General features: G+C 59.2%; 25 protein-coding genes. 13 read left to right on the top strand and 12 right to left on the bottom strand.

Going from position 1 to position 23757, the window contains the following annotated elements; translation table 11 throughout:
* Positions 1-132 precede the first annotated feature (132 nt).
* Entirely contained in the window at positions 133-507 is a 375-nt protein-coding gene (locus EAH74_RS07310; RefSeq protein WP_056742523.1) for a YajD family HNH nuclease, read from the bottom strand.
* Between the two features lie 47 nt (positions 508-554).
* The gene (locus tag EAH74_RS07305) at positions 555-1241 is read right to left on the bottom strand and encodes a spermidine synthase (protein ID WP_007898703.1); all 687 of its coding nucleotides are present in this window, start codon (positions 1239-1241) and stop codon (positions 555-557) included.
* A 98-nt stretch (positions 1242-1339) separates the two neighbouring features.
* On the opposite strand from EAH74_RS07305, the gene EAH74_RS07300 reads away from it, so the two are divergent.
* The gene (locus EAH74_RS07300; protein ID WP_140677349.1) at positions 1340-1630 is read left to right on the top strand and encodes a hypothetical protein; all 291 of its coding nucleotides are present in this window, start codon (positions 1340-1342) and stop codon (positions 1628-1630) included.
* Here EAH74_RS07300 and EAH74_RS07295 read toward each other — a convergent pair.
* Complete coding sequence (locus tag EAH74_RS07295) at positions 1627-2100, bottom strand: cyclic nucleotide-binding domain-containing protein (protein WP_140677347.1); 474 nt, start codon at positions 2098-2100, stop codon at positions 1627-1629. The genes EAH74_RS07300 and EAH74_RS07295 overlap by 4 nt on opposite strands.
* Before the next feature lie 219 nt (positions 2101-2319).
* Positions 2320-4374: a S9 family peptidase gene (locus EAH74_RS07290; protein ID WP_140677342.1), complete on the bottom strand. Its 2055-nt coding sequence runs from the start codon at positions 4372-4374 to the stop codon at positions 2320-2322.
* Between the two features lie 216 nt (positions 4375-4590).
* Here EAH74_RS07290 and EAH74_RS07285 point away from each other — a divergent pair, with 216 nt between their 5' ends.
* From EAH74_RS07285 to EAH74_RS07275, 3 genes are read left to right on the top strand one after another with little or no spacing between them, the layout of a single operon-like run.
* Positions 4591-5088, top strand: a complete 498-nt coding sequence (locus EAH74_RS07285; protein ID WP_140677340.1) for an MFS transporter — start codon at positions 4591-4593, stop codon at positions 5086-5088.
* A gap of 32 nt (positions 5089-5120) precedes the next feature.
* Positions 5121-5897, top strand: coding sequence for a class II glutamine amidotransferase (locus EAH74_RS07280; protein ID WP_140677339.1), 777 nt, complete (start codon positions 5121-5123; stop codon positions 5895-5897).
* A gap of 12 nt (positions 5898-5909) precedes the next feature.
* Positions 5910-6452 carry a DUF2937 family protein gene (locus EAH74_RS07275; protein ID WP_123366761.1) on the top strand — a complete coding sequence of 181 codons (543 nt, stop codon included), beginning with the start codon at positions 5910-5912 and terminating at the stop codon, positions 6450-6452.
* Between the two features lie 113 nt (positions 6453-6565).
* Here the strand turns inward: EAH74_RS07275 and EAH74_RS07270 are convergent, their stop codons facing one another.
* A complete protein-coding gene (locus EAH74_RS07270) occupies positions 6566-7480 on the bottom strand; it encodes a LysR family transcriptional regulator (RefSeq protein WP_140677338.1) in 915 nt (304 codons plus the stop codon).
* A gap of 148 nt (positions 7481-7628) precedes the next feature.
* Between EAH74_RS07270 and EAH74_RS07265 the strand changes: the two genes are divergently transcribed.
* From EAH74_RS07265 to EAH74_RS07250, 4 genes are read left to right on the top strand one after another with little or no spacing between them, the layout of a single operon-like run.
* Positions 7629-8915 carry an MFS transporter gene (locus EAH74_RS07265; protein WP_140677336.1) on the top strand — a complete coding sequence of 429 codons (1287 nt, stop codon included), beginning with the start codon at positions 7629-7631 and terminating at the stop codon, positions 8913-8915.
* Between the two features lie 60 nt (positions 8916-8975).
* Complete coding sequence (locus EAH74_RS07260) at positions 8976-9728, top strand: 5-oxoprolinase subunit PxpA (RefSeq protein WP_140677335.1); 753 nt, start codon at positions 8976-8978, stop codon at positions 9726-9728.
* Positions 9725-10429 carry a 5-oxoprolinase subunit B family protein gene (locus EAH74_RS07255; RefSeq protein WP_140677333.1) on the top strand — a complete coding sequence of 235 codons (705 nt, stop codon included), beginning with the start codon at positions 9725-9727 and terminating at the stop codon, positions 10427-10429. The genes EAH74_RS07260 and EAH74_RS07255 overlap by 4 nt, the downstream gene beginning before the upstream one ends.
* Entirely contained in the window at positions 10426-11352 is a 927-nt protein-coding gene (locus EAH74_RS07250; protein WP_140677332.1) for a biotin-dependent carboxyltransferase family protein, read from the top strand. The genes EAH74_RS07255 and EAH74_RS07250 overlap by 4 nt, the downstream gene beginning before the upstream one ends.
* A gap of 134 nt (positions 11353-11486) precedes the next feature.
* On the opposite strand, the gene EAH74_RS07245 is transcribed toward EAH74_RS07250, so the two are convergent.
* Complete coding sequence (locus EAH74_RS07245) at positions 11487-12665, bottom strand: vWA domain-containing protein (protein WP_074874318.1); 1179 nt, start codon at positions 12663-12665, stop codon at positions 11487-11489.
* A gap of 33 nt (positions 12666-12698) precedes the next feature.
* Positions 12699-13544 (bottom strand): AAA family ATPase, encoded by an 846-nt coding sequence (locus EAH74_RS07240; RefSeq protein WP_140677330.1) that lies wholly within the window; start codon positions 13542-13544, stop codon positions 12699-12701.
* A 202-nt stretch (positions 13545-13746) separates the two neighbouring features.
* Between EAH74_RS07240 and EAH74_RS07235 the strand changes: the two genes are divergently transcribed.
* Positions 13747-13977 carry a DUF4160 domain-containing protein gene (locus EAH74_RS07235; RefSeq protein ID WP_170206615.1) on the top strand — a complete coding sequence of 77 codons (231 nt, stop codon included), beginning with the start codon at positions 13747-13749 and terminating at the stop codon, positions 13975-13977.
* A complete protein-coding gene (locus tag EAH74_RS07230) occupies positions 13965-14468 on the top strand; it encodes a DUF2442 domain-containing protein (RefSeq protein WP_140677327.1) in 504 nt (167 codons plus the stop codon). The genes EAH74_RS07235 and EAH74_RS07230 overlap by 13 nt, the downstream gene beginning before the upstream one ends.
* On the opposite strand, the gene EAH74_RS07225 is transcribed toward EAH74_RS07230, so the two are convergent.
* A complete protein-coding gene (locus EAH74_RS07225; protein ID WP_140677326.1) occupies positions 14465-15541 on the bottom strand; it encodes a DUF748 domain-containing protein in 1077 nt (358 codons plus the stop codon). The two genes, EAH74_RS07230 and EAH74_RS07225, sit on opposite strands and share 4 nt — an antisense overlap.
* Positions 15542-15667: 126 nt before the next feature.
* Here EAH74_RS07225 and cysK point away from each other — a divergent pair, with 126 nt between their 5' ends.
* From cysK to EAH74_RS07210, 3 genes are all read left to right on the top strand, one after another.
* Positions 15668-16642 (top strand): cysteine synthase A, encoded by a 975-nt coding sequence (gene cysK, locus EAH74_RS07220; protein ID WP_123366754.1) that lies wholly within the window; start codon positions 15668-15670, stop codon positions 16640-16642.
* 210 nt (positions 16643-16852) lie between these two features.
* A complete protein-coding gene (locus EAH74_RS07215; RefSeq protein WP_140677325.1) occupies positions 16853-17791 on the top strand; it encodes an aspartyl/asparaginyl beta-hydroxylase domain-containing protein in 939 nt (312 codons plus the stop codon).
* A 569-nt stretch (positions 17792-18360) separates the two neighbouring features.
* Complete coding sequence (locus EAH74_RS07210) at positions 18361-19224, top strand: DMT family transporter (protein WP_140677324.1); 864 nt, start codon at positions 18361-18363, stop codon at positions 19222-19224.
* A 38-nt stretch (positions 19225-19262) separates the two neighbouring features.
* On the opposite strand, the gene EAH74_RS07205 is transcribed toward EAH74_RS07210, so the two are convergent.
* The 4 genes from EAH74_RS07205 to EAH74_RS07190 form a co-directional block, all read right to left on the bottom strand.
* Positions 19263-20204 (bottom strand): LysR family transcriptional regulator, encoded by a 942-nt coding sequence (locus EAH74_RS07205; protein ID WP_140677323.1) that lies wholly within the window; start codon positions 20202-20204, stop codon positions 19263-19265.
* A 69-nt stretch (positions 20205-20273) separates the two neighbouring features.
* Positions 20274-21803 (bottom strand): tripartite tricarboxylate transporter permease, encoded by a 1530-nt coding sequence (locus tag EAH74_RS07200; protein ID WP_140677322.1) that lies wholly within the window; start codon positions 21801-21803, stop codon positions 20274-20276.
* Entirely contained in the window at positions 21800-22333 is a 534-nt protein-coding gene (locus tag EAH74_RS07195; protein WP_140677320.1) for a tripartite tricarboxylate transporter TctB family protein, read from the bottom strand. The genes EAH74_RS07200 and EAH74_RS07195 overlap by 4 nt, the downstream gene beginning before the upstream one ends.
* 52 nt (positions 22334-22385) lie before the next feature.
* Positions 22386-23402, bottom strand: a complete 1017-nt coding sequence (locus EAH74_RS07190) for a Bug family tripartite tricarboxylate transporter substrate binding protein (protein WP_140677319.1) — start codon at positions 23400-23402, stop codon at positions 22386-22388.
* Positions 23403-23757: the final 355 nt, after the last annotated feature.

Genomic DNA, 23757 nt, shown 5'->3' with positions numbered 1-23757 from the left:
TCTGGTCAGCCGCCTTCGCGAGCAGGCTCGCTCCCACAATGGATCCTGAGTGTTCACAAATGTTGTGTTCACAGAAGATCCCCTGTGGGAGCGAGCCTGCTCGCGAAGGGGCCGGTCGAGGTGCTGAAGATGTTACTCGTCTTTCTTCATCAGGCCGGCCAACGCGGCAAACGGGTTATGCGTGGCCTTGGCGATTTTCGGCGAGCTCAGCGAGCCTTCACCGAAATACTGTTGATCGGTGTACCGCGAGTGTTCGTTGTCGTGGCAATACAGGCACAACAATTCCCAGTTCGAGCCGTCCTGAGGGTTGTTGTCGTGGTTGTGGTCGCGGTGGTGCACGGTCAGTTCGCTCAAGCGCTTGCCGGAAAACTCACGGGCGCAGCGACCGCACACGTGCGGGTACATTTTCAGGGCTTTGTCGCGGTAACCCATTTCCTTGTCGCGCTGATTGTCGGCAAGGATGCGGTCCAGTTTCGACGTGTTGGTCGGAGGCGTTGACGAACTCATGGTTCACCTTTGTAAAAGACTAATGACGGTATTAAACGCAGTTTAGCTCAGCCCTTGAGCTTCTCGGCAATCCAGATGGTGTGGCGGGTGCCTTTGTTGCCGTGGGCGAAGACCTGGACTTCCTCGGCCTTGAAGCCGGCTTTCTTCAGTTTGTCGGAAAACTGTCGGTCAGCGCTCGCGGACCAGACGGCCAGCACACCTTTGGGCCGCAGGGCCTTGGCGCAGGCGCTCAGGCCGCCAGCGGAGTAGAGCCAGCTGTTGGCCTTCTGGGTCAGGCCTTCGGGGCCGTTATCGACGTCGAGCATGATCGCGTCAAAACCTTGCGGCTCGGCTTGCAGGACTTTGGCCACGTCTTCCATGCGAATGACCGTGCGCGGGTCCAGCAGCGGGTTCCCGGCTTTCTCACCCAGCGGTCCACGGTTCCACTCCACCACGCCCGGCACCAGTTCGGCGACCACCACTTCAGCGGTCTTGCCCAGATGCTTGAGGGCCGAGGCGAGGGTAAAGCCCATGCCCAGGCCGCCGATCAGCACGCGCGAATTCGGCCGACCGGCCACTTTACGGCACGGGATCTCCGCCAGAGCGTCTTCCGAGCCGTGCATGCGGGTGTTCATCAGTTGCCCGCCGTCGCCGCCCTGGATCTTGATGACGAAATCCTCGCCGTATTCGAACAGGCACAAGGCACCGCCATTTTCAGGAATTGGAGTGGTGTCGAGCAGAACGAAACGTTTCATGGGGCTCACTTGAGGAGAAATTGGCATAAGAGGGGGAAGGCAAACACGCGCAGTTGGGAGTAGCCTGCAAAACGACAACAAGGCCAACGGAGCCATTGATGAAGCGCACCATTCTAACGGTCATTGCCTTGGCCGCGCTCTCGATAACTGCAGTGCAGGCCCAGCAGTTGCAAACCATTCCGACCAGCCCTGCGCCGCAGCCCGGTTCGCCCGGCACCGCGACCCCGACACCGTACCCGCAAATCACCCCGACCAGCGCACCCAGGGTCGGGCCCGGCAGTGGCGGTCCGCCGTTGGTGCCCATTGAAATGCCTAGCCCGCCCACCAAGGACCAGCCACTGCCGGGGCTGGAGCAAAACCCGTCGAAAGTCAAATCACCCGGCGGTTAAACCGGCTGCGAGAGCAGTTGCCCATCGGCCATGCGCAAGCGTTTGGAGAGGGAGACGGCGAGGGCACGGATGATTTTGGCGGCGATTTTCGGCGCATCGTTGAGCATCTTTTCCAGCGAGTCCTTGCCCAGGTTGAGCAACTGGCAATTGCTCGCGGCCACGCAGCTGGCCGAGCGGCGTTCGCCGTCGAGTACGGCCATTTCGCCGAACGCCCGACCGCTGCGCAACGTTGCCATGGTCACCAGGTGACCTTCGCTGTTGGTTTTCTGCACCGCCACCTGGCCGGTGTGGATGATGCACATGAAGCTGCCGGCATCCCCCTCATGGAAAATCTCTTCGCCCTGAGCAATGGTGCTGATGCTGAAGTAGCCCGAGGCCGTGGCAAAGTCCGCCGGCAGCAGTTGATCGAACAGGCCACAGTCCATCAGCCAGTCGCGAATTTCGTTGTTCAGTAAGGTCGGTTCTGACATGTCGTCACGGTCTTTTTCTTGTGTCTGTTACGGATTTGGGCCTTGGGGCTCACTGCTGATCCCTTGTGGGAGTGAGCCTGCTCGCGAAGAGGCCAGCACATTCAATATCAATGTTGAATGACACACCGCTTTCGCGAGCAGGCTCGCTCCCACAGGGGGATGTGTGGTGTATCGGCGTCCGATGTCAGGTGTTAAGACCGGCACGCCGAACGGAGTTCCTCAGGCGATGCCCAAAACCTTGAAAACAAATGCGTATTCGAGTGCTACATCACGCAATCCCTGATAACGACCGCTCATCCCGCCGTGCCCGGCACCCAATTCGGTCTTGAGCAGCAGGGGATTTGTGTCGGTTTTGGTCGCGCGTAATTTCGCCACCCACTTGGCCGCTTCCCAGTACTGCACGCGGCTGTCGTTGTAGCCGGCGATCACCAGGGTCGCCGGATAGGCTTGCGCGGTGACGTTTTCGTACGGGGCGTAGGCCTTGATCCGCTCATAGACGTCCGGTTCTTCAGGATTGCCCCACTCGTCGTATTCGGTGACGGTCAACGGCAGATCCGGGTCGAGCATGGTGTTCAGCACGTCGACGAACGGCACTTCGGCAATCGCCGCGCCGAACAGCTCTGGCCGCTGATTGAGCACCGCGCCGATCAGCAGACCGCCGGCGCTGCCGCCGCTGATCGCCAGTTGCTGTGAAGTTGTGAAACCATTGGCGATCAGGTGTTCAGCGCAGGCGATAAAGTCGCTGAAGGTGTTGTGCTTGTGTTCCTGCTTACCGGCGCGATACCAGGCTTCACCCAGTTCGCCGCCGCCACGCACGTGAGCGATGGCGAAGGCCACGCCACGATCCAGCAGACTCAAGCGGGCGTGGGAGAACCACGGGTCGAGGCTTTCACCGTAGGCGCCATAGCCGTATAGATAAAGCGGCGTCGGCTTGCCGAGTGCTTCGCGTTTGACGACGAGGCTGATCGGCACTTTCGTACCGTCCGGTGCCGTCGCCCACAGGCGCTGACTGACGTAGGCATCGGCGTCGAACGGGCCGAGCACCGGGGTTTCCTTGAGGACTTTCTGCTCGCCGCTGCCCAGCTCTAGCTGACGGATTTGTGCCGGGCGGTTCAAGGCTTCGTAGCGCAGACGGATCTTGTCGCTGACGAACTCCAGACTGTTCTGCACATGAAGGCTGTAGGCCGCATCCGGTAATTGCACACGGTAGCTCGGCAGGTCTTGCGGATGAACTTCGATGATCGGCAAGCCACCCTCACGCAAGCTCAGGGTCATGGCACCGGCATTCAGGCTCATGCCTTCGATCATCACCGTGTCGTTGTGCGGGATCAGGTTCTGCCAGTCGGCCTCGGTCGGCGCCACGCCGGTGTCTACGGCGTGGTACAGGGCAAAGTTGATGCCGTCGCGATTGGTGCGAATGAACCAGGTCCATTCACCATTGAGCGCGCCGTGGTCGACGTCGTACTCGTGGTCTTCAGCCCTTGGTGCGATGCAGGTAAAAGCCTGCTGCGGCTGGAACGCGTCAAGCACCCAGACTTCGCTGGTGGTTTTGCTGCCCAGGGACAGCAGTAATTGCTGCTCGGAACTGGAGCGGTAGCAATGCATGAAGAATCGACCGTCCGGCTCATGGAACACTTCTTCGGCCGCCGTACCGTCCAGCCGATAGCGGAACAGCTTGTGCGGGCGATGGGTGTCGTCCAGTTCGCCGAAGAACAGCGTCAGGCTGTCATTGGCCCAGGTCATGCTGCCGTCGCAATCCTGGAATTCCAGTTCGCTGACACGGCCGTTGGACAATTCCTTGACGAACAGCGTGAAAATCTCCTCGCCCGTGGCGTCGATGCTGTAGGCCAGACGCTGGTGGTCCGGGCTGATACTGAAGGCGCCCAGGGAAAAGAAGCCGCCGTTGGCCAGTTCATTCGGGTCCAGTAGCAGCTGTTCCTGGCTTTCGTCGAGCAGCAGGCTGTCATCGGCAGGGCGCGGGCAGCGGTAGTGACGGGCATATTCATCACCGGCCGTGGTGCGCGTGTAATACAAGTACGGACCCCAAGGGGAGGGCAAGGACAGGTCGGTTTCGAGAATCCGGGCCTTGATCTCTTCGAACAGGGTTTCACGCAACCCGGCCTGGTCGGCGGTTTGCGCCTCTTGGTAGCGGTTTTCCGCTTTCAGGTAGTCGAGCACCGCGTCGGTGTCGCGCTCCTGCAGCCAGGCATACGGGTCAGAACCGTCAGCCTTGTGGGCGATTGGGGCGCTTGAGACGTTGTCGGATACGGGCATGAATGGCTCTCGGACGATGTACGAAATAGGGACTTCGCACCTGTGGGAGCGAGCTTGCTCGCGATGACGGATGGCCATACAACATTGATGTTGAATGTACTGGCCTCATCGCGAGCAAGCTCGCTCCCACAGGTTCTGTGTCTTGACCGACTGGCATTGGAGCAAGCCTGACGTGCGAAAAGTCGTTACTATAAGCGCCTCTTTGCCTGCCTTGCCATGGACACCATGACCGAGAACGACTATCTGATCGCTTGGGGCCTCTACGCCATCGCCGCTTTGGGCTGCCTGTTGGTGTGGATGCGTATCACCCGCTGGATGTGGCGCTGGCTGCGTGAGCCGTTACGGCTATTGGTTGCTGTGTTGCTGTTCAGCCCGACCATCATTGATCCGGTGAAGGAAAAGGTTGCCCCGGCCATCGCCATTACTGCCCTTGATCTATTGTTCAAAGTCGGCAACAACGCTTGGCGGGCGATTTCCGACCTGTTCATGTACAGCATGATCGCCTTCGGCATTTACCTGGTATTTGTGGCGATCCGTTTCCCTATCGAACGTGCGTCCAACGCTCGCAAGGAACAGGCTGCCGCTGCCAAGGCTGCGGCCCGGGCCGATGACCCTGAAGAGGATCATCCATTCGGCGGAGCAGGCGATGATCGTTACGGTCGTCCACCGGTGCCGAGCAACCCTCAGCGATCGCGGGTCGAGCCGCGTCTGTAACCTTGCCCCTGCCTTTGAGCGAGAATCCGAGCATGTGTGAGTTATTGGGCATGAGCGCCAATGTGCCGACCGATATCGTGTTCAGCTTCACCGGGCTGATGCAGCGCGGCGGCCGTACCGGTCCGCACCGTGACGGCTGGGGCATCGCTTTTTACGAGGGCCGTGGCCTGCGCCTGTTTCAGGACCCGGCGGCGAGCTGTGAGTCCGAAGTCGCGAATCTGGTGCAACGCTATCCGATCAAGAGCGAAGTGGTGATCGGGCACATCCGCCAAGCCAACGTCGGCAAGGTCTGCCTGTCCAATACCCATCCGTTTGTGCGTGAGCTGTGGGGCCGTAACTGGTGTTTCGCCCATAACGGCCAACTCGCGGAGTTTCAACCGATCAGGAGTTTTTACCGCCCCGTTGGCGATACCGACAGCGAGGCGGCGTTCTGCGATTTGCTCAACCGCGTGCGCGCAGCGTTCCCGGAACCGGTAGAGGTCGAAGAACTGCTGCCAGACCTGGTGGCCGCCTGCGCCGAATACCGCAGCAAAGGCGTGTTCAACTGCCTGCTCAGCGATGGCGACTGGTTGTTCTGCTATTGCTCGACCAAACTGGCGCAAATCACCCGTCGCGCGCCATTCGGCCCGGCGCGCTTGAAGGACGTCGATGTGATCGTCGATTTCCAGGCCGAAACCACGCCCAACGACGTGGTCACCGTGATCGCCACCGAACCCTTGACCGAAAACGAAACCTGGACCCGCTACGAACCGGGCCAATGGAGCCTCTGGCGACGCGGTGAATGCGTCAGCCAGGGCAAGACCGAATAAGGATTTCCCCTCATGTTGCTCAGTTATCTACGGCTGGTGTTGTTCGCGGCGGGCCTGTTGATCGGTGTCCAGGTGCCAGGGTTTATCAGCGATTATGCCAAACGGGTCGAAGCGCATCTGATTGAGGCACAGACCGGTCTGAGCGGTTTTCAGGGCACGGCGAATCAGTTCTTCAAGGGTGACATGCAGGCGTTGGTGGCCCATTACCGCGCCAGCGAAGACCCTATCTTTCGCAGCGATGCCGACAGCCTGAGCACCTTGCTGACTCGTCAACTGGCCCTCGATAAACAGTTCCAGGCCATGCAGGGCCCGTGGTACATCCGCTTCCTGCAAGTGGCATTGGCCGCCGATCCGGATATTCGCAAGGAAACCTGGAATGGCTACAGCTACCAGATCCTGCTGACGCCGGAAGCGATGATCTGGGGCATGAGCGGGGCGTTGCTGCTGTCGTTCGGCATTGAATGCCTGTTCCGTCTGATCGACTGGGTGGTGCTGGGCGGCAAACGCCTGCGCCAGAGCCGGCCGATCGAAGATCGGGATGTGCGGGGGTTGTAACAGCAAAAGATCGTCCGAACGCGGCCCGAACCTTCGGCAGCTCCTACCTTGGAATGCGTTCCCCTGTAGGAGCTGCCGAAGGTTCGGGCCGCGTTCGGACGATCTTTTGATCTTCAACGACTCAAAGTGATGTAATCCTCACCCACCTTGCGCGCATACCCGTCCAGCACCTGCTGACACAACGAAACAATCTCCTCGACCCACTCCACGCCAACCCGCCACGACACCACCACCTGCAAATTCGGTGGACGTTGGTCGATGGCCAGCAAGGTCAACTCCCCCCGCGCCAGTTCCTCGGCGACCAGCACCGGTGGCAGCGCGCCAATACCGAAACCGTCCCGCAGCAACCGGGTGATCGCCGATACCGAGTTCACGCAGTTCAACCGTGGCGTCATGATGCCGTTGGCCTGCATCAGGGCGAGAATCTCCTGGTGCGGATGAGAGTTTTTCGAATAGGTAATGATCCGTTCCCGCGCCAGGTCGGCAATGCCTGAATACTCGCGGTTGTAGATCGAGTTAGTCGCCACAATCCAGCCCATCGGGTGACTGGCCAGCTCAAGGCTGCGCACGCTTTCCTGACGCAACAGGTCGGTTTGCAGGATCAGATCGAGAAAGCCTTTTTGCAGCTGATCGCAGAGGTTGAGTGCGGTATCGGCCACTAACTCGATTTCCACCAGCGGATAGTGATCCATCATTTGCGCCACCAGCGGGCTCAACCAGGTATGGATGACCGTGTCCATCACGCCGATGCGAACCCGTCCGACCTTGCTCGAGCGGGTTTCGATCGACTGCTTGAGGGCTTGCATGGTGTCCATCATTTGCTCGGCGTACTCGAGCACCTTCAAGCCTTCGGGCGTCAGGCTCACGCCACGTGAATCGCGCAGGAACAGCTTCACCCCGAGCTCGCCTTCGAGCACGGCAATGCGACTGGAAATCGACGCCTGGGTGGTGAAGAGCTTGTCTGCCGTCAGGCGAAAACTCTTGAGTCGGGCGACCCAGACAAAGGTCTCGAGAAACTTCAGGTTCATAAGGACAAGTTTTTCTTATGTCTAGAGCGGGTTTTTATTAGTTGGACGCAGCAGGGCCGGCAGCCCAAAAATCAGGTCATCCGGTTCCCACGATAGGCGTCGTCGGGGCTCAGAACAATACCAATAAAAATTAGCGCGGAGATTTGCCATGAGTGCGCCCGACACGCTCGACATCCCAAAAGCCACGGTTCGCCCGGGACCTTTCGACTGGTACCACAACATCAACAAGCAGGAACGCCGCACGTTCTGGAGCTGCAAGATCGGCTATGGCCTGGACGGCATGGACACGCAGATGCTCAGCTTCGTGGTGCCGACCCTGATTGCGATGTGGGGCATCACCACCGGCGAGGCCGGGCTGATTCACACCAGCACCCTGATCGCCTCGGCCATCGGCGGTTGGGTGGCGGGGATTCTCTCCGACCGCATCGGTCGCGTACGCACCTTGCAACTCACCGTGCTGTGGTTCGCCTTCTTCACCTTCCTCTGCGGCTTCGCCCAGAACTACGAGCAACTGCTGATCAGCCGCACCCTGATGGGCTTCGGTTTCGGCGGCGAATGGACCGCTGGCGCGGTGCTGATGGGTGAAGTAATTCGCGCCAAGGACCGCGGCAAAGCGGTGGGCATGGTGCAATCCGGCTGGGCATTGGGTTGGGGACTGACGGCGATCTTGTATGCGCTGCTGTTCTCGGTGCTGCCACCGGAAGACGCCTGGCGCGCACTCTTCATCCTTGGCATCGTGCCGGCGATCTTTGTGATCTTCGTCCGCCGACTGGTCAAGGACCCGGAAATCTATCGCGAAGCCAAGGCTAAGCAAGAGCCCAGTAATCCGGCAAAGTTTTACGAGATATTCGCTCCCGGCATCCTTTTCACCACGATTCGCGCTTCGGTGCTGACCACCGGTGCTCTGGGCGGCTACTACGCGATCACCTCCTGGTTGCCGACCTTTCTGAAGAACGAACGCGGTTTGAGCGTACTCGGTACGGGCGGTTATCTGGCGATGGTGATCGTCGGTTCCTACATCGGCTATGTCATCAGCGCGTATTTGACTGACATCCTCGGGCGTAAAAAGAACTTCATTCTGTTTGCGGTCGGCTCGTTCACCATTGTTCTGTTCTACACCCAATTGCCGGTCAGCAATGGCGTGATGCTCTGGCTGGGCTTTCCTTTGGGCTTCTTCGCTTCGGGGATTTTCAGCGGCATGGGCGCGTTTTTGACCGAGCTGTTTCCAACGCGGATTCGCGGTTCGGGTCAGGGCTTTTGCTACAACATCGGCCGGGCGCTGGCGGCGTTGTTCCCGCTGTTGATCGGCTTGATGAGCCAGAAGGTGCCATTGAGTGTGGGAATCGGTGCTTTTGCGGCTGTGTCCTACGGGGTAGTGATCCTTGCGGCGCTGAGCTTGCCGGAAACCCGTGGCAAGCAACTGGAAGCCGAGTAGCTGATAATCTGCGGGCGAATGCCTACAGCTAAAAGAATAAAACCTACAGGAGTGTTCATCGTGAGCCGCCTGCTATTGAACTGCGACATCGGCGAGAGTTTCGGCAACTGGACCATGGGTCTGGACGCCGAGGTCATGCCCTTCATCGATTGCGCCAACATCGCCTGCGGCTTTCATGCCGGCGACCCGAGCATCATGCGCAAGACCGTCAGCCTGGCCTTGAGCAATGGCGTGCAGATCGGCGCACATCCGGCGTATCAGGATCTGGTCGGCTTCGGCCGCCGTTCCATGGCCTACGCCGCCCAGGAACTTCAGGACATTGTGCATTACCAGATCGGCGCTCTCGACGGCATTTGCCGGGCTCAGGGCGGGCGGGTGAGTTACGTCAAGCCACACGGTGCGATGTACAACGACATGATGGCCAACCCGGCGCAATTGCGCGCGGTGCTTCAGGCCGTGGCGTCCTATGATCGCCAGTTGCCGTTGATGTTGATGGCCACTCGCGACAACAGCGCAGCTCAGCAATTGGGCGATGAATATGGTGTGACCCTGTGGTTTGAAGCTTTCGCCGATCGCGCTTACGACAGCGCGGGAATGCTGGTCTCGCGGCAACTGCCGGGCGCAGTGCATCACGATCCCGAAACAATCATCGAGCAGGCGCTGACCATTGCCCGCGGCGGCAACCTCACGGCCAGCGATGGCAGTGCCTTGCATTTGCAGGCCAATACCCTTTGCGTACACGGCGACAATGCCAGTTCGGTAGCCGCCGTGCGGCGTATTCGCGAAGCACTTGATCAGCAGAGCGCGCCATGAACCTGCGGGTGGAAGTGGTGGCGCTGGATTGCTTGATGGTCCGTCTGTTTGATGAGATCAGCGAGGCCAACATGCCATGGATGCTCGCCGCCAGTGAAAGTCTGCGTGCTGCGTTCGCCGGGCATCTGATCGATCTGGTGCCGTCTTATACGACATTGATGGTGCATTACGATCTGACCGCGTTGAGTCCGGCCCAGGCTCGGGAGCTGATCGCTGAGGCCTTGATCGATCTGTCGCCCAACGCCTGTACCCGCGGCAAATGTCATGTGTTGCCGGTCTGGTATGACTTGAGCGTTGGCCCGGAGTTGAGCCTGTTGTCCCAGCGCAGCGGATTGGCCGTGGATGAAGTGATCCGCCGCCACAGCTGGCGCGAATATCAGGTGTTTGCATTGGGTTTCGCACCGGGTTTCGCCTTCATGGGGCTGGTGGAAGAAGCGCTGGCGGCGCCGCGTCTGAACACTCCGCGTAAAAAGGTAGCCGCCGGCAGTGTCGGCATCGCCGAACGCCAAACGGCCGCTTACCCGGTGGTGTCCCCCGGTGGCTGGAATCTGATCGGCCGCACCCCGGCCAAATTGTTCGACCGCGAACGCGACGGCTACAGCCTGATGCAACCGGGCGACACGGTGCGCTTCGAAGCCGTCAGCCATGCCGAATTCATCAATCTGGGCGGTGATGACACGCCGTTGGAGGCGCAGGCATGAGCCGTCTATCAATAGAAGCGAGTACACCGCTGTGCCTGTTGCAGGATGCTGGCCGTTTTGGCGTGCGGCATCTGGGCGTGACCCAGGGTGGGGCGGCGGATTGGCGATCGATGTCGTGGGCTAATTGGTTGCTGGGCAATGGCCTGGATGCACCGGTGATTGAAATCACCCTGGGCGGGTTCACCGTCGTTGCCGAAGAGGATTGCGTGCTGGCGTTGGCCGGGGCGGATCTGGGGGCGCAGGTGGATGGCGAGGCGTTGGCACCGTGGCGCAGTTTCAGGCTGAACAAAGGTCAGCAATTGCAATTCACTCAACCGCTGCTTGGGGCCCGGGCTTATTTGGCAGCCCCGGGCGGATTTGATGCGCCAAAGGTGTTGGGCAGCAGCGCAACGGTGGTCCGTGAGGAACTCGGCGGGCTGGATGGCATGGGCCGGCCGTTGGTCAAAGACGCGCAGTTGAGCTATTCGGGGAGCTCGCTGCTGTTGCTGCGGGCGTTGGCGCCCGAACAGGTGCCGGATTTCAAACTCAACGCGCCACTGGACCTGGTGCTCGGTGCCCAGATTGGCGAGTTCAGTGGACAGAGTTCGTTTGACGCGTTCAACAGCGTCTGGACCCTCGACAGCCGTGCCGACCGGATGGGCATCCGCTTGCTGGGAACGGCGTTGCAGTATCAGGGTAAACCGATGATTTCCGAAGGCATCCCGCTGGGTGCGGTTCAGGTGCCGCCGGACGGGCAGCCGATTGTGTTGCTCAATGATCGGCAGACCATTGGTGGCTATCCGCGATTGGGCGCCTTGACGCCGTTGGCGCTGGCGCGATTGGCGCAGTGTCTGCCGGGGACGCGGGTACGGTTGAAACCGGTGGTGCAGGATGTCGCGCATCGGGAGCAAGTCGAGTATCTACGCCGGTTTTTAGGCCGCTAAAAGCTTCGTCGGAACGCCGCCCGGAGCAGGCCCGCTCCCACATTGGATTTTGGTCGTACACAAATAATGTGTCCGCTGGAGATCAACTGTGGGAGCGAGCCTGCTCGCGATAGCGTCAGACCAGCCAACAGAGATTATTTGGAAAGAAACCGCATCCCTTCCTCCAACCCCCGCAACGTCAACGGATACATCTGGTCGTTAATCAAGTCCCGCACAATGTTGGTCGACGACGTATAGCCCCACGTATCTTTCGGATACGGGTTGATCCAGATGACCTTCTTGTACTTCTCCATGAACCGCTGCATCCACACATAACCCGCTTCTTCGTTCCAATGCTCGACGCTGCCGCCGGCCTGGGTGATTTCGTACGGCGCCATGGCGGCGTCACCGATGAAGATCACTTTGTAGTCGGCACCGTATTTGTGCAGCAGGTCCTGGGTCGAGGTGCGCTCGGACGTGCGGCGCATATTGTTCTTCCACACCGATTCATAAACGAAGTTATGGAAGTAGAAGTACTCCAGGTGCTTGAACTCGGTCTTGCAGGCCGAGAACAGCTCTTCGCAGATCTTCACGTGGGCGTCCATCGAGCCGCCGATGTCGAACAGCAGCAACAACTTGACGGTGTTGCGCCGCTCGGGTCGCATCTGGATGTTCAGCAGCCCGGCATCGCGGGCGGTGTGGTCGATGGTGCCATCGATGTCCAATTCTTCCGCCGCGCCCTGGCGAGCGAATTTACGCAACCGCCGCAGGGCGACCTTGATGTTGCGCGTGCCCAGCTCGACCGAATCGTCGAGGTTCTTGTACTCGCGCTGATCCCAGACCTTGACCGCTTTGCCCTGGCGTTTGCCGGCATCGCCGACGCGAATGCCTTCCGGGTTGAAGCCGCCCGAGCCGAATGGGCTGGTGCCGCCAGTGCCGATCCACTTGTTACCGCCGGCATGGCGTTCTTTCTGTTCTTCGAGGCGTTTCTTGAACTCTTCGATCAGCTTGTCCAGGCCGCCGAGGGACTGGATCGCCGCCCGCTCTTCGTCGGACAGGGAACGTTCGAACTCCTTGCGCAGCCAGTCTTCCGGGATCAAGGCCTGAAGGTGGTCGTCGAGTTTTTCCAGGCCGTTGAAATAGGCACCGAAGGCCCGGTCAAATTTGTCGAAATGCTTTTCGTCCTTCACCAGAATCGCCCGGGACAGGTAATAAAACTCGTCCATGTCGGCGAAGGTCACGCGCTGTTTCAGCGCGTTGATCAGGTCCAGCAGCTCCCGTACCGAGACTGGTACTTTGGCTGCGCGCATTTCATTGAACAGGTTAAGCAGCATGGCTATCGCCCTCTATCTTGTTAAACAGAGGGATCAGCGAGTGCCGCGACGGCTCATGAACGCCAGACGTTCGAGCAATTGCACGTCCTGTTCGTTCTTCACCAACGCGCCTGCCAGCGGCGGAATAGCCTTGGTCGGATCGCGCTCGCGCAGTACCGCTTCGCCGATGTTGTCGGCCATCAGCAGCTTCAGCCAGTCCACCAGTTCGGAGGTCGATGGCTTCTTTTTCAAGCCCGGCACCTTGCGCACGTCGAAGAACACGTCCAGCGCTTCGCTGACCAGGTCTTTCTTGATGTTCGGGTAGTGCACGTCGACGATTTTCTGCAGCGTGACGCGGTCGGGGAACGCGATGTAGTGGAAGAAGCAACGGCGCAGGAAGGCGTCCGGCAGCTCTTTCTCGTTGTTGGAGGTAATGATGATGATCGGGCGTTTCTTGGCCTTGATGGTCTCGTCGATCTCGTAAACGTAGAACTCCATCTTGTCGAGTTCTTGCAGCAAGTCGTTCGGGAACTCGATGTCGGCCTTGTCAATTTCGTCGATCAGCAGGATCACCCGCTCTTCGGATTCAAACGCTTCCCAAAGCTTGCCCTTTTTCAGGTAGTTGCGAACGTCGTGAACCTTTTCCGTTCCCAGTTGCGAGTCGCGCAGACGGCTGACCGCGTCGTACTCGTACAGGCCCTGATGCGCCTTGGTGGTGGACTTGATGTGCCAGGTGATCAATTTGGCGCCGAAGGACTCGGCCAGTTGCTCGGCGAGCATGGTTTTACCGGTGCCCGGCTCGCCCTTGACCAGCAGCGGACGCTCCAGGGTGATGGCGGCGTTGACCGCCAGCTTCAGGTCATCGGTGGCGACGTAGGCCGGGGTGCCTTCGAACTTCATCTGCTAATCCTCGAACGGTAACGCCGACCTGAACGAGGCAGGGCGGGGCGCAATAATTGTAGTACCCGACTATAACGCGGTGCCCGGTCGACTGTGAACGCAGACGGCTTATTCAGTCTCTGAATGGGGCGTCACATCTTGACTCAGTCTCGGCCGCTAGCCAGTATTGAGCTATCGCCATTTTGGCGATAGCTTGCGGCACATGTCTACTAAATACCGATTTCGCGATACGTACCGCATTCAGTTGCGTGAGAAGGATCATCCGCCGCCCCATGTGCACCTGACCGGTGGCGGGCTGGACGTCATGCTCAGCCTGGAAACCATCGAAGTGATGGTGGGCAAGGCGCCGCCGCTGATTATCAAGGAAGCGCTGGAGTGGGTCAGGGCCCATCAGGTGCAATTGCTGGAGGATTGGAAACGATGTTACCCATGAAACGACCACGGCTGTCGTCCGTGCAGGCGTTGCCGGATCACCGCCTTATGCTGACCTTTATCGACGGTCAGCAACTGAACCTCGATTTGAGTCGGGACCTGCGTGCCTACCCAGGATTGCAGCCATTGCTGGAGGCTGGCGCTTTCGAAGGGGCCTCCCTGGGCGACGATGGCTGGAGTGTTGAGTGGCCCGAACTGGATATCCAGATCGGTGCAGACACCCTTTATCTGGATGCTCTCGCACAAAATGCGTTGGACGAAAACACCCGGATCTTCATCGACTGGCGCGCTCGCACCGGGTTGCCGCTCAATCAGGCGGCCGAAGCGTTGGGGGTCAGCGCCCGCAGCATTACGCGTTACAGCAGTGGTCGTGAAGCCGTTCCGCGATCGCTGGCACTGGCCTGCCTGGGCTGGGACTTCTTGCAGCGGCAATTGAACCCGGCGAGGGCGGCGGAAGAAACCGGTCGTTACACCGTCACACGCAAGCCTTAACCGGCGTCCGGCTTGGGCCGTTCGTATTGGGCATTGAAGGCCTGGATGAAGCCGTTGCGTAAAATCTGCAAAAAAGCCTCGAAGGCGCTGATATCTCGGCGATGCACATTGCCGCTCAGTTCCACGCGAGTCGCAAACTGGTTCTTGCCCTGGTTTTTCAGCACCGTTTCGGAGCCGCCGACGATGGCCTCCCAAATGGAGCGGAAAATCCCTTTGTCCTTGTTCTCGACGTCCTGCTGCCAATTGAACACGTCGACGTCTTTCAGCAGTGGTTTGATGTAACCCGTTAATTGAGCTTTTTTAGCCTGCGCTTCAATGACCACATCACCGTGACCTGCATTGAAGTCGAACTTGCCATAGGCGGAGGCAAAGTCGTTCATGCGTTTGAGCTCGATGTCTTTGGCCCGCAGGCGGAACTCGAAATCTTCAAAGTTGCTAAAAGGGTCGAAGGTGGCGGTGGTTTCCAGTGGTGCGTGCCCGAGCAGCAGCGCCTTGCCGTCGAAGCGAGCGTCGCGTTTGCCTTTGGTGTCGACCACGTTGGTCAGGTTGTAAATGCTGGCGTTGACCTGAGTGGCGTTCATGTTCACGGGGGGCTTGGAGTTGAAGTTGCGGAAACTGATCTTGCCATCGTTGATCCGCACTTCGTTCAAGGTAATGGGTGCCAGTTTGCTCAACTGCGCACGCCAGTCGGTGCCCTGACCGGTCTGGGAGTTTTGCTTGTTGGCGCCGCCATCGACGAAGTTCACCTCGGGTTTGAAGAACTGCACCTTGGCCACGACGGCGTGGTCGTACCAGAGCGAGTGCCAACTGACGGAAAGATCGATCAGCGGCGCGTTGACGAAAGGCACCGGGACCTTGCCCACGACCTTGACGATTTTCAGCCCGTTGATTTTGTACGCTCCGCGCCACAGGGCCAGGTCCACATCAGTGATCTGGCCACGGTAGTCGCCCATGTTCGCCAACTTGTCATTCAAGTAGTCGCGCACCATGTAGGGCAGGGCGATGTGCAGGGCAATCAGCAGCACAACGAGGCCGGCGAGGGTCCACAGGGGCCAACTGTATCTGCGTTTCATGATGGCAAATCTCTGGCGTTGTACAACGATTGACTGCTGCGGTTACGGGACGTTCGACTGACTGGACGATCAAGGGCAACAGGCATACCTTGGAGAGCTTATTTAACGCTGTATAAGGACCCAGCCATGAGCCGTATCTACGCTGACAACGCCCATTCCATCGGCAATACACCGCTGGTGCAGATCAACCGTATCGCCCCGCGCGGCGTGACCATCCTGGCCAAGATCGAAGGGCGTAACCCCGGTTACTCGGTCAAGTGCCGGATCGGTGCAAGCATGATCTGGGACGCCGAAAGCACCGGCAAACTCAAGCCTGGCATGACCATCGTCGAACCGACCTCAGGCAATACCGGTATCGGCCTGGCGTTCGTCGCTGCGGCTCGCGGTTACAAGCTGATGCTGACCATGCCGGCGTCCATGAGTATCGAGCGACGCAAAGTGCTCAAGGCACTGGGGGCCGAACTGGTACTGACCGAACCGGCCAAGGGCATGAAAGGAGCAATCGAGAAGGCTGCTGAAATTGTCGCCAGCGACCCGGCTGCCTACTTCATGCCGTCGCAGTTTGAAAACCCGGCCAACCCGGCCATCCACGAAAAAACGACCGGTCCGGAAATCTGGAACGACACCGACGGTGCCGTCGACGTACTGGTGGCAGGGGTCGGAACGGGTGGAACCATTACGGGGGTTTCGCGGTATATCAAGAATACCCAGGGCAAACCGATTATTTCGGTGGCGGTGGAGCCCGCGGTGTCGCCGGTCATCACCCAGGCAATGGCCGGTGAAGAAATCAAGCCGAGCCCTCACAAGATCCAGGGTATTGGTGCCGGTTTTGTGCCGAAAAATCTTGATCTGTCGATGGTCGATCGGGTTGAGTTGGTCAGCGATGAAGAATCCAAGGCCATGGCCCGGCGCCTGATGCAGGAAGAAGGGATTTTGAGTGGCATTTCCTGCGGCGCCGCCATGGCGGTGGCCGTCCGCCTGGCGGAAACCCCGGAAATGCAGGGCAAGACCATCGTGGTGATCCTGCCGGACTCCGGTGAACGCTACCTGTCGAGCATGCTGTTCAGTGATCTGTTTACCGAGCAGGAGAATCAGCAATAGGCGTTGCGATTTTTTGATCCAGTGGGAGGGGGTGATTCAGGTCAGCCCCCGTTCAGGAACCTTATGTTAAGAAGTGCTTTATTGCGCAATCCTTAACACTGAATGTTGGGATACACGGGTGTTTCCCGAGGCCGGTAATGTTTATCATGGCCGGCTGCCACGTCGGGTAAATGGCGTTGCGCAGAGTTGTCTACTATCAAGGAGTTGTTGATGACCTTTTCCCTTGCCGCGAAAGCGTCGCTGTTGCTGCTGTTCCTCGGCAGCACTCTCTATGTGCATTTGCGCGGCAAGGCACGATTGCCGGTCCTGCGTCAGTTCGTCAACCATTCAGCTTTGTTCGCGCCCTATAACGCCTTAATGTACCTGTTCTCCAGTGTGCCGTCCAAACCCTATCTGGACCGCAGCAAGTTCCCGGAACTGGACGTGCTCAAGGACAACTGGGAAGTCATCCGCGACGAAGCGATGCATTTGTTCGACGAGGGTTACATCCGCGCCGCCGAAAGGAACAACGACGCCGGTTTCGGATCGTTCTTCAAAAAAGGCTGGAAGCGCTTTTACCTCAAGTGGTACGACAAACCACTGCCATCGGCTGAAGCCCTGTGCCCGAAAACCGTGGCACTGGTCAGCAGCATTCCCAACGTCAAAGGCGCCATGTTCGCGTTGCTGCCAGGCGGCAGCCACCTCAACCCGCACCGTGATCCATTCGCTGGTTCCCTGCGTTATCACTTGGGGCTGTCGACACCGAACTCCGACGATTGCCGGATTTTCGTCGATGGTCAGGTCTACGCCTGGCGTGATGGCGATGACGTGATGTTCGACGAAACCTACGTTCATTGGGTCAAGAACGAAACGGACAAGACTCGGGTCATCCTGTTCTGCGACATCGAACGACCGCTGAGCAACCGCCTGATGACCCGCATCAACCGCTGGGTCAGTGGCCTGCTCGGTCGCGCGACTGCGCCGCAGAACCTTGATGACGAACGTGTTGGCGGAATTAACCAGGCTTACGCCTGGAGCAAGAACTCCAGCGACAAGTTCAGCGGTGTGGTCAAACGGTGGAAGCGTCGCAATCCCAAGGCGTACCGCGTGCTGCGGCCGGTGTTGGCGGTGGTGGTGCTGACGTTGTTGGGATATTGGTTGTTTGGCTGATACCGAACACAGAAAAGTATCCGGCGAAACACCCTATTGTGTAGCAGCTGGCGAAGCCTGCGTTCGGCTGCGCAGCAGTCGTGAAATCAGACGACGCGGTGTTTCAGGAAGACAGCGTGCTCAGGTTTCACGACTGCTGCGTCCGATCGCGGCCCGAGCCGAACGCAGGCTTCGCCAGCTGCTACAGATCGTTGCCCTTTGTCCAGATCATTGCAATCCATGTGACCCGCTGGTTATAGTCGGCGCTCGGTGTTTTCCAACCCAACTTTCTACCCTTCAAAAAAGATCAGCCCAATGCCTGCTTCCCTCATCAACGCGGTAGTCGATTCAGCGGTCAACGCTGGCGTCGTGCCGTGCGGGAATCAACAGCCTGCGCAGATCAGTCATTACCCCCCACCTGTCAGTAGCACACCGGTGTGCGCAGTCGTATCACCGCCAGGCGTTGGCTTCTCGGGCTGATCAGCTTCTTTTTTGCTGTTTCCATGCCCGTCTAAAAAGTGTCCGCCTGAAAAACTACTGAATTTCAGCTTCGGCTGAGTTGGCTTTTTGCCTGACTACAGGTGGTATTCATGTTTGTCCTTTCGAAAAACACCGCGCTCGCGGCGGCGTCCACGAGCCTGTTCGTTCTGCTGTGGAGCAGCGGGGCGATCTTCTCCAAATGGGGCTTGGCTCACGCCTCACCCTTTGCCTTTCTACTGTTTCGCTTTGCCATCGCGCTATTCGGTCTGGTGCTGCTGGTGCCGTTGCTCAAACTGAAGCTGCCCAAGGGCGGCAAGCCGATGTTGTATGCGATGGCCACGGGCGTGGTGTTGCTGGGGGCTTATCAGATTTTCTATCTGCTGGCCCTGGACCTGAAAGTCACCCCGGGAGTGATGGCGACGATCATGGGCGTGCAGCCCATTCTCACGGTGGTGATCATGGAGCGTCAGCGATCAACCAGCAGAATGTTCGGTCTGGCACTGGGTTTGGCCGGCTTGGTCATGGTGGTTTACCAAGGCATCGGTCTGGCCGGTATGTCGTTGGCCGGGATGTTCTTCGGTTTGCTGGCGCTGGCGAGCATGACGTTCGGCTCGATCATGCAGAAGCGCATCACCGACAATCCACTCGGCACGCTGCCAGTGCAGTACCTGGCCGGGCTGTTGCTCTGCGGGATCTTCGTACCGTTCCAGCCCTTTCATTTCGAACACGGCACCGGTTTTATCGTACCGGTGTTATGGATGGGATTGGTCGTGTCGGTGCTGGCGACCTTGCTGCTGTATCGCTTGATCGCCCGGGGCAATCTGGTCAATGTCACCAGTCTGTTTTACCTGGTGCCGGCGGTAACGGCGGTGATGGACTACCTGATTTTCGGCAACCGGCTGGCGGCATTGAGCATGCTTGGCATGTTGCTGATCATCGTCGGTCTGGTGTTCGTCTTCCGTAAAAACGCTTGAAGCAAAACAAGGCCTGGGGCATGAGCTCCAGGCCTTTTTTATTTGGCCAACGCATGCTCGGCCCGCACCGAATTCATGAACGCCTGCATCGCCGACGACTGAATACGATGACGCCGAGTGATCAGCCCAAACGGCGGTAACCGCGCTTCGAACTTGATTGGCAAAACCGCCAGCAAATCACGCCCAGGATAATCCTCCACCACCGACACCGGCGTGACGCCGAGCATGTCGGTCTGCTGCACCAACGAGAGCAAGGTCATGATCGAGGTGGTTTCAACGATGCTGCTGGGGATGTCGACCCGCGCGTTGTGGAACACTTGATTGATGATCGCGCGCATCGGGCTTGGATGCTGTTGCAGCACCCAGGTCATGTTTTGTAATTCCGCCCAGCTCAGATGCGTCTCCTTCGCCAGTGGGTTATTTGCACCGGCTATCACGCACAAGGCTTCTTCACCGAGACTGTCGAAGAGCAATTCTTCGGCCCGCGCACCGGCCGGAATCCGGCCCAATACGATATCCAGTTGATCCTGTAAAAGCGCCTGCACCAGCACGTCGCTGGTATCGACCTGGATGCTCATCGACAAGCGTGGATGGCTTTTTTTCAAGGTCGCGATGGTTCGGGTCAACAGCCCCGAGGCCAGCGCCGGAATCGCGCCAACTGCAACCCGCCCGAGGTTGCCGGATTCCAGCGCGACCAGTTCTTCACGCATGCCGCTGAGTTCGGCAAACACCATGCGCGCGTAGTAGATGACGGTTTCCCCGAAGGGGGTAGAGCGCATGCCCCGAGGCAGGCGTTCGAAGAGCTCGACGCCCAGCAGGTCCTCGGCCTCGTGCAGCATCTTGGTCGCTGCCGGCTGGGTCATGCCGATGTGGTCGGCGGCGCGGCGCAATGAGCCGAATTCCTGCAACGCCAGCATCAGCCGCAGTTGGCGCAGACGCAGTCGGCTGTGGATCACGTTGGCTTCAGGAATTCGGGTCATGGGCCATGCTCGCAAAAAGGACTGCGGCAAGCCTGACAACAAATGTCAGGCGTTGCCAGCATTGCTGTGTCACAGCACCGATTTTGGCTTGGCGACGTGGGGTTTGCGCAGGCCCGTCAGGGTTTGCAGCGCCTTGGAAATCAACGGCCAGAACAGCATCAGCAGCGCCGCCGTGGTCAGGCTGCCCACCAATGGGTTGGACCAGAAGATCCCCAGGTGCCCGTCGGAGAACAGCATCGACTGACGGAATGCATCTTCCGCTTTATCCCCCAACACTGCTGCCAGTACCAGCGGAGCGATCGGATAACCGAGTTTCTTGAACAGATATCCCAGCGCGCCAAAGCCCAGCATCAGCACCACGTCGAAGAACGAGTTGTGTACCGAGTAGGCGCCGATGGCACAGACCATGATGATGATCGGCGCAATGATCGAGAACGGAATCCGCAGGATGGAAGCGAACAGCGGCACGGTGGCCAGCACCACGATCAGACTGACGACGTTGCCCAAGTACATGCTGGCGATCAGGCCCCAGACGAAATCGTGTTGCTCGACGAACAGCGTCGGGCCAGGGTGCAGGCCCCAGATCATCAAGCCGCCGAGCATCACCGCTGCTGTCGCCGACCCTGGAATGCCCAGGGTCAACATCGGCAGCAGGGCACTGGTGCCGGCGGCGTGGTCAGCGGTTTCCGGGGCGATCACGCCTTCGAGTTCACCCTTGCCGAAGTTCTCGCGGTTCTTCGAGAAACGCCGCGCCAGGCTGTAGCTCATGAACGACGCCGCCGTTGGCCCGCCGGGCGTGATGCCCATCCAGCAACCGACCAACGTGCTGCGCACAATCGTCCACCAGTAGCGCGGCAACTTGGCCCAGGTGCGCAGGATGATCATCGGGGTGATGCGCGCATGCTCGCCACGGAACACCAGACCTTCTTCGACGGTGCAGAGGATTTCGCCGATACCGAACAGACCGATCACCGCTACTTCGAAGCTGATGCCGGTCATCAGCGTCGGCTGGTCGAAGGTCAGGCGCAGGTTGCCGGACACGGTGTCCATACCGACCGCGGCCATGGCGAAGCCGATCATCATGGCGACCACGGTTTTCAGCGGCGGGTTTTTGCTCATGCCGATGAAGGTGCAGAACGCCAACAGGTACACCGCAAAGAACTCCGGTGAACTGAAAGACATGGCGAACGCGGCGATCTTTGTCGACAGGAAGGTCAGCAACAACACCCCGGCCAACGCGCCGATCAACGCCGAGCTGAACGCGGCGGTCAGGGCTTCGGCGGCACGACCTTCGCGGGCCATCGGGTAGCCGTCGAACGTTGTCGCCACCGATGAGGGCTCGCCGGGGATGTTGAACAGAATCGAGGTGATCGAGCCGCCGAACAGCGCGCCCCAATACATGCACGACAGCAGAATGATCGCCGACACCGGCGACATGGTGAACGTCAGCGGCAGCAGCAACGCCACGCCATTGGGGGCGCCGAGGCCGGGCAACACGCCGACCAGAATGCCCAGCAGCACGCCGATCACCATCAGGCCGATGTGGCCCGGGGTCAGGATCAGGTTCATGCCTTGCAGCAGGGAATCGAACTCACTCATTTGAAATTTCTCCCGGCCAGGGCAATCCAGTCGCCCATCGGGCCGGCATCCAGCGGGACCTTGAACCACAGCGCGAAAATCAGGTAACTGGCGAGCACTGCGCCAAGGGACACGCTGGCGATCATCCACTTGCCGTATGGCTTGGTGCGGACCTTGTCACGCCACATGAACCAGGCGATGAAACAGGCCGAGGCCACGTAGATGCCGGTGAACGGCATGGCACCGACGAACAGAGCAATCGGGATGAACACCGACAACACTTGCTTGAACGCACTGCGGCTGACGAATGAAAGGCTCAGGGCTTGCCAGCGCACCACGGTCAACACCCCGTTGGCTACGCTCGCCGCGCTCAGCATCAAGCCAATGTAGAAAGGGAAGTAACCCGGCTCAGGGCCGGAATCGCCCCAGCCGATACCTTGTTCGAGACTGCCGAACATCACCACCGTGCCGATCAGCGTGGTGAAGAGTGCCAGGCCGAGTTCGACCCAGCGGGTACCGACCAGCGCCGGTGAATCCGAAGAATGGGACATGAAAGCACCTCCAGAGGTGACGGCCGTGCGCAGGCGGACGGCCGCAAACAACTCAGTTTTTCAGCCAGCCGGCTTCTTTGAACACCGGCGTAACGCGGGCGGTGTCTTTCTCAATGTAGGCGGTCAGTGGCTCGCCTTCGAGGAAGGTGGGTACCAAAGCGTTCTGTTTGACGTAGGCCTTGAACTCCGGGGTCTCGGTGACTTTGCGCATCAGCTCGACATAGAACGCCCGTTGTTCAGCGGTGACTTCGCCGGGCATGAACACGGTGCGCGGGAAGCGATACTGATCGATGCCCAGACCCTGTTCGTGGCAGGTTGGAACGTCGGCCCAGGATTTTTCGCCGGCGACTTTTTCGGTGTAGGCCATACGCTCTTTACTGAACACGCAGAGCGGTTCGACCTGATCGCCGCGCCATTGGCTGATGCTTTCGCTGGGGTTGTTGACGTTGGCGGCGATGTGTTTGCCGGCCAGTTGGGTCGCGGCTTCACTGCCGCTCTTGAACGGGATGTACACCAGTTTGCTGTGGGTGGTCTGGTTCAGCAGCAGGGTCAACGTCTGGTCGACGTCCTTGGACTGGCTGCCGCCCATGCGCAGGTTCGATGGGTCTGCCTTGACCGCTTCGTAGAAGCTTTTGGCGTCCTTCCACGGCGCGCCCTTGTAGCTCCAGAGAATGAAGTCGTCTTCGGCCACTGCAGCGATCGGGGTCAGCTCTTGCCATTGGTAACCGAGCTTGGACACCAGCGGCAACAGGTAGATGTTGTTGGTGCCGATCACCAGTTTTTCCGGATCGCCCTTGTTCATCTTCAAGTCGAGGAAGGCTTCGGCACCGTTGCCGCCGCCCTTGTTCAGGACGATGGTATTAACGTCGAGGAACTTGTGCGTGGTGATGATCGACTGGATCAACCGACCGAGCTGGTCGGTGCCGCCACCGGGGCCGCCAGCGACAACGATTTCGACATTCTTGTCCGGCTGCCAAGCAGCGTGAGCGAGAGCGGGAAGGGCGCCGGCGGCGATCAGCGTGCAGCCAAGAAACAGACGGGATGTGCGACGGACGAATGCTTTTCGCATGATGGAAGGGCCTCGTTTTTGTAGTTGTTATGAGTGACTTGTCGGTGCTCAAAAGCTGCAAGCCTGGAGTGAGTGTGTGAAGCCTCGGGCCCCGCGTCTAGTCAAAACAATACATACACCGATAGCCTGCGGTTATAGGTCACGACGGCCAAAATCCCCGTTATTGCTGAAGGCCTTGCGCCAGAGCCTTTTGCGAGGAAAGTCAGGGTTTGCGTCATACGTTGAAAGCTCCCTGAAAGCAGGGCATGCCATAACCCGGGGCTATCACCTGATTTCAAGTTTTGATTAGACGGTTATCACGCAGCCTTCGATAGTGCTCACCAGCGCCGCCATGAAGCGGCAAAGTTGCAATCCA

It is taken from the genome of Pseudomonas mandelii (genome assembly GCF_006438925.1).
In the GTDB taxonomy this organism is placed as follows: Bacteria; Pseudomonadota; Gammaproteobacteria; order Pseudomonadales; family Pseudomonadaceae; genus Aquipseudomonas; species Aquipseudomonas mandelii_C.
The sequence above is the reverse complement of the archived record's forward strand: the minus strand, read 5'-3'. Positions and strand labels throughout refer to the sequence as shown.

Bases quoted from the DNA above. Each gene is read 5' to 3' on its own strand.
- EAH74_RS07310 (WP_056742523.1), bottom strand. From the start codon at position 507: ATGAGTTCGTCAACGCCTCCGACCAACACGTCGAAACTGGACCGCATC.
- EAH74_RS07305 (WP_007898703.1), bottom strand. From the start codon at position 1,241: ATGAAACGTTTCGTTCTGCTCGACACCACTCCAATTCCTGAAAATGGC.
- EAH74_RS07300 (WP_140677349.1), top strand. From the start codon at position 1,340: ATGAAGCGCACCATTCTAACGGTCATTGCCTTGGCCGCGCTCTCGATA.
- EAH74_RS07295 (WP_140677347.1), bottom strand. From the start codon at position 2,100: ATGTCAGAACCGACCTTACTGAACAACGAAATTCGCGACTGGCTGATG.
- EAH74_RS07290 (WP_140677342.1), bottom strand. From the start codon at position 4,374: ATGCCCGTATCCGACAACGTCTCAAGCGCCCCAATCGCCCACAAGGCT.
- EAH74_RS07285 (WP_140677340.1), top strand. From the start codon at position 4,591: ATGGACACCATGACCGAGAACGACTATCTGATCGCTTGGGGCCTCTAC.
- EAH74_RS07280 (WP_140677339.1), top strand. From the start codon at position 5,121: ATGTGTGAGTTATTGGGCATGAGCGCCAATGTGCCGACCGATATCGTG.
- EAH74_RS07275 (WP_123366761.1), top strand. From the start codon at position 5,910: ATGTTGCTCAGTTATCTACGGCTGGTGTTGTTCGCGGCGGGCCTGTTG.
- EAH74_RS07270 (WP_140677338.1), bottom strand. From the start codon at position 7,480: ATGAACCTGAAGTTTCTCGAGACCTTTGTCTGGGTCGCCCGACTCAAG.
- EAH74_RS07265 (WP_140677336.1), top strand. From the start codon at position 7,629: ATGAGTGCGCCCGACACGCTCGACATCCCAAAAGCCACGGTTCGCCCG.
- EAH74_RS07255 (WP_140677333.1), top strand. From the start codon at position 9,725: ATGAACCTGCGGGTGGAAGTGGTGGCGCTGGATTGCTTGATGGTCCGT.
- EAH74_RS07250 (WP_140677332.1), top strand. From the start codon at position 10,426: ATGAGCCGTCTATCAATAGAAGCGAGTACACCGCTGTGCCTGTTGCAG.
- EAH74_RS07245 (WP_074874318.1), bottom strand. From the start codon at position 12,665: ATGCTGCTTAACCTGTTCAATGAAATGCGCGCAGCCAAAGTACCAGTC.
- EAH74_RS07240 (WP_140677330.1), bottom strand. From the start codon at position 13,544: ATGAAGTTCGAAGGCACCCCGGCCTACGTCGCCACCGATGACCTGAAG.
- EAH74_RS07235 (WP_170206615.1), top strand. From the start codon at position 13,747: ATGTCTACTAAATACCGATTTCGCGATACGTACCGCATTCAGTTGCGT.
- EAH74_RS07230 (WP_140677327.1), top strand. From the start codon at position 13,965: ATGTTACCCATGAAACGACCACGGCTGTCGTCCGTGCAGGCGTTGCCG.
- EAH74_RS07225 (WP_140677326.1), bottom strand. From the start codon at position 15,541: ATGAAACGCAGATACAGTTGGCCCCTGTGGACCCTCGCCGGCCTCGTT.
- cysK (WP_123366754.1), top strand. From the start codon at position 15,668: ATGAGCCGTATCTACGCTGACAACGCCCATTCCATCGGCAATACACCG.
- EAH74_RS07215 (WP_140677325.1), top strand. From the start codon at position 16,853: ATGACCTTTTCCCTTGCCGCGAAAGCGTCGCTGTTGCTGCTGTTCCTC.
- EAH74_RS07210 (WP_140677324.1), top strand. From the start codon at position 18,361: ATGTTTGTCCTTTCGAAAAACACCGCGCTCGCGGCGGCGTCCACGAGC.
- EAH74_RS07205 (WP_140677323.1), bottom strand. From the start codon at position 20,204: ATGACCCGAATTCCTGAAGCCAACGTGATCCACAGCCGACTGCGTCTG.
- EAH74_RS07200 (WP_140677322.1), bottom strand. From the start codon at position 21,803: ATGAGTGAGTTCGATTCCCTGCTGCAAGGCATGAACCTGATCCTGACC.
- EAH74_RS07195 (WP_140677320.1), bottom strand. From the start codon at position 22,333: ATGTCCCATTCTTCGGATTCACCGGCGCTGGTCGGTACCCGCTGGGTC.
- EAH74_RS07190 (WP_140677319.1), bottom strand. From the start codon at position 23,402: ATGCGAAAAGCATTCGTCCGTCGCACATCCCGTCTGTTTCTTGGCTGC.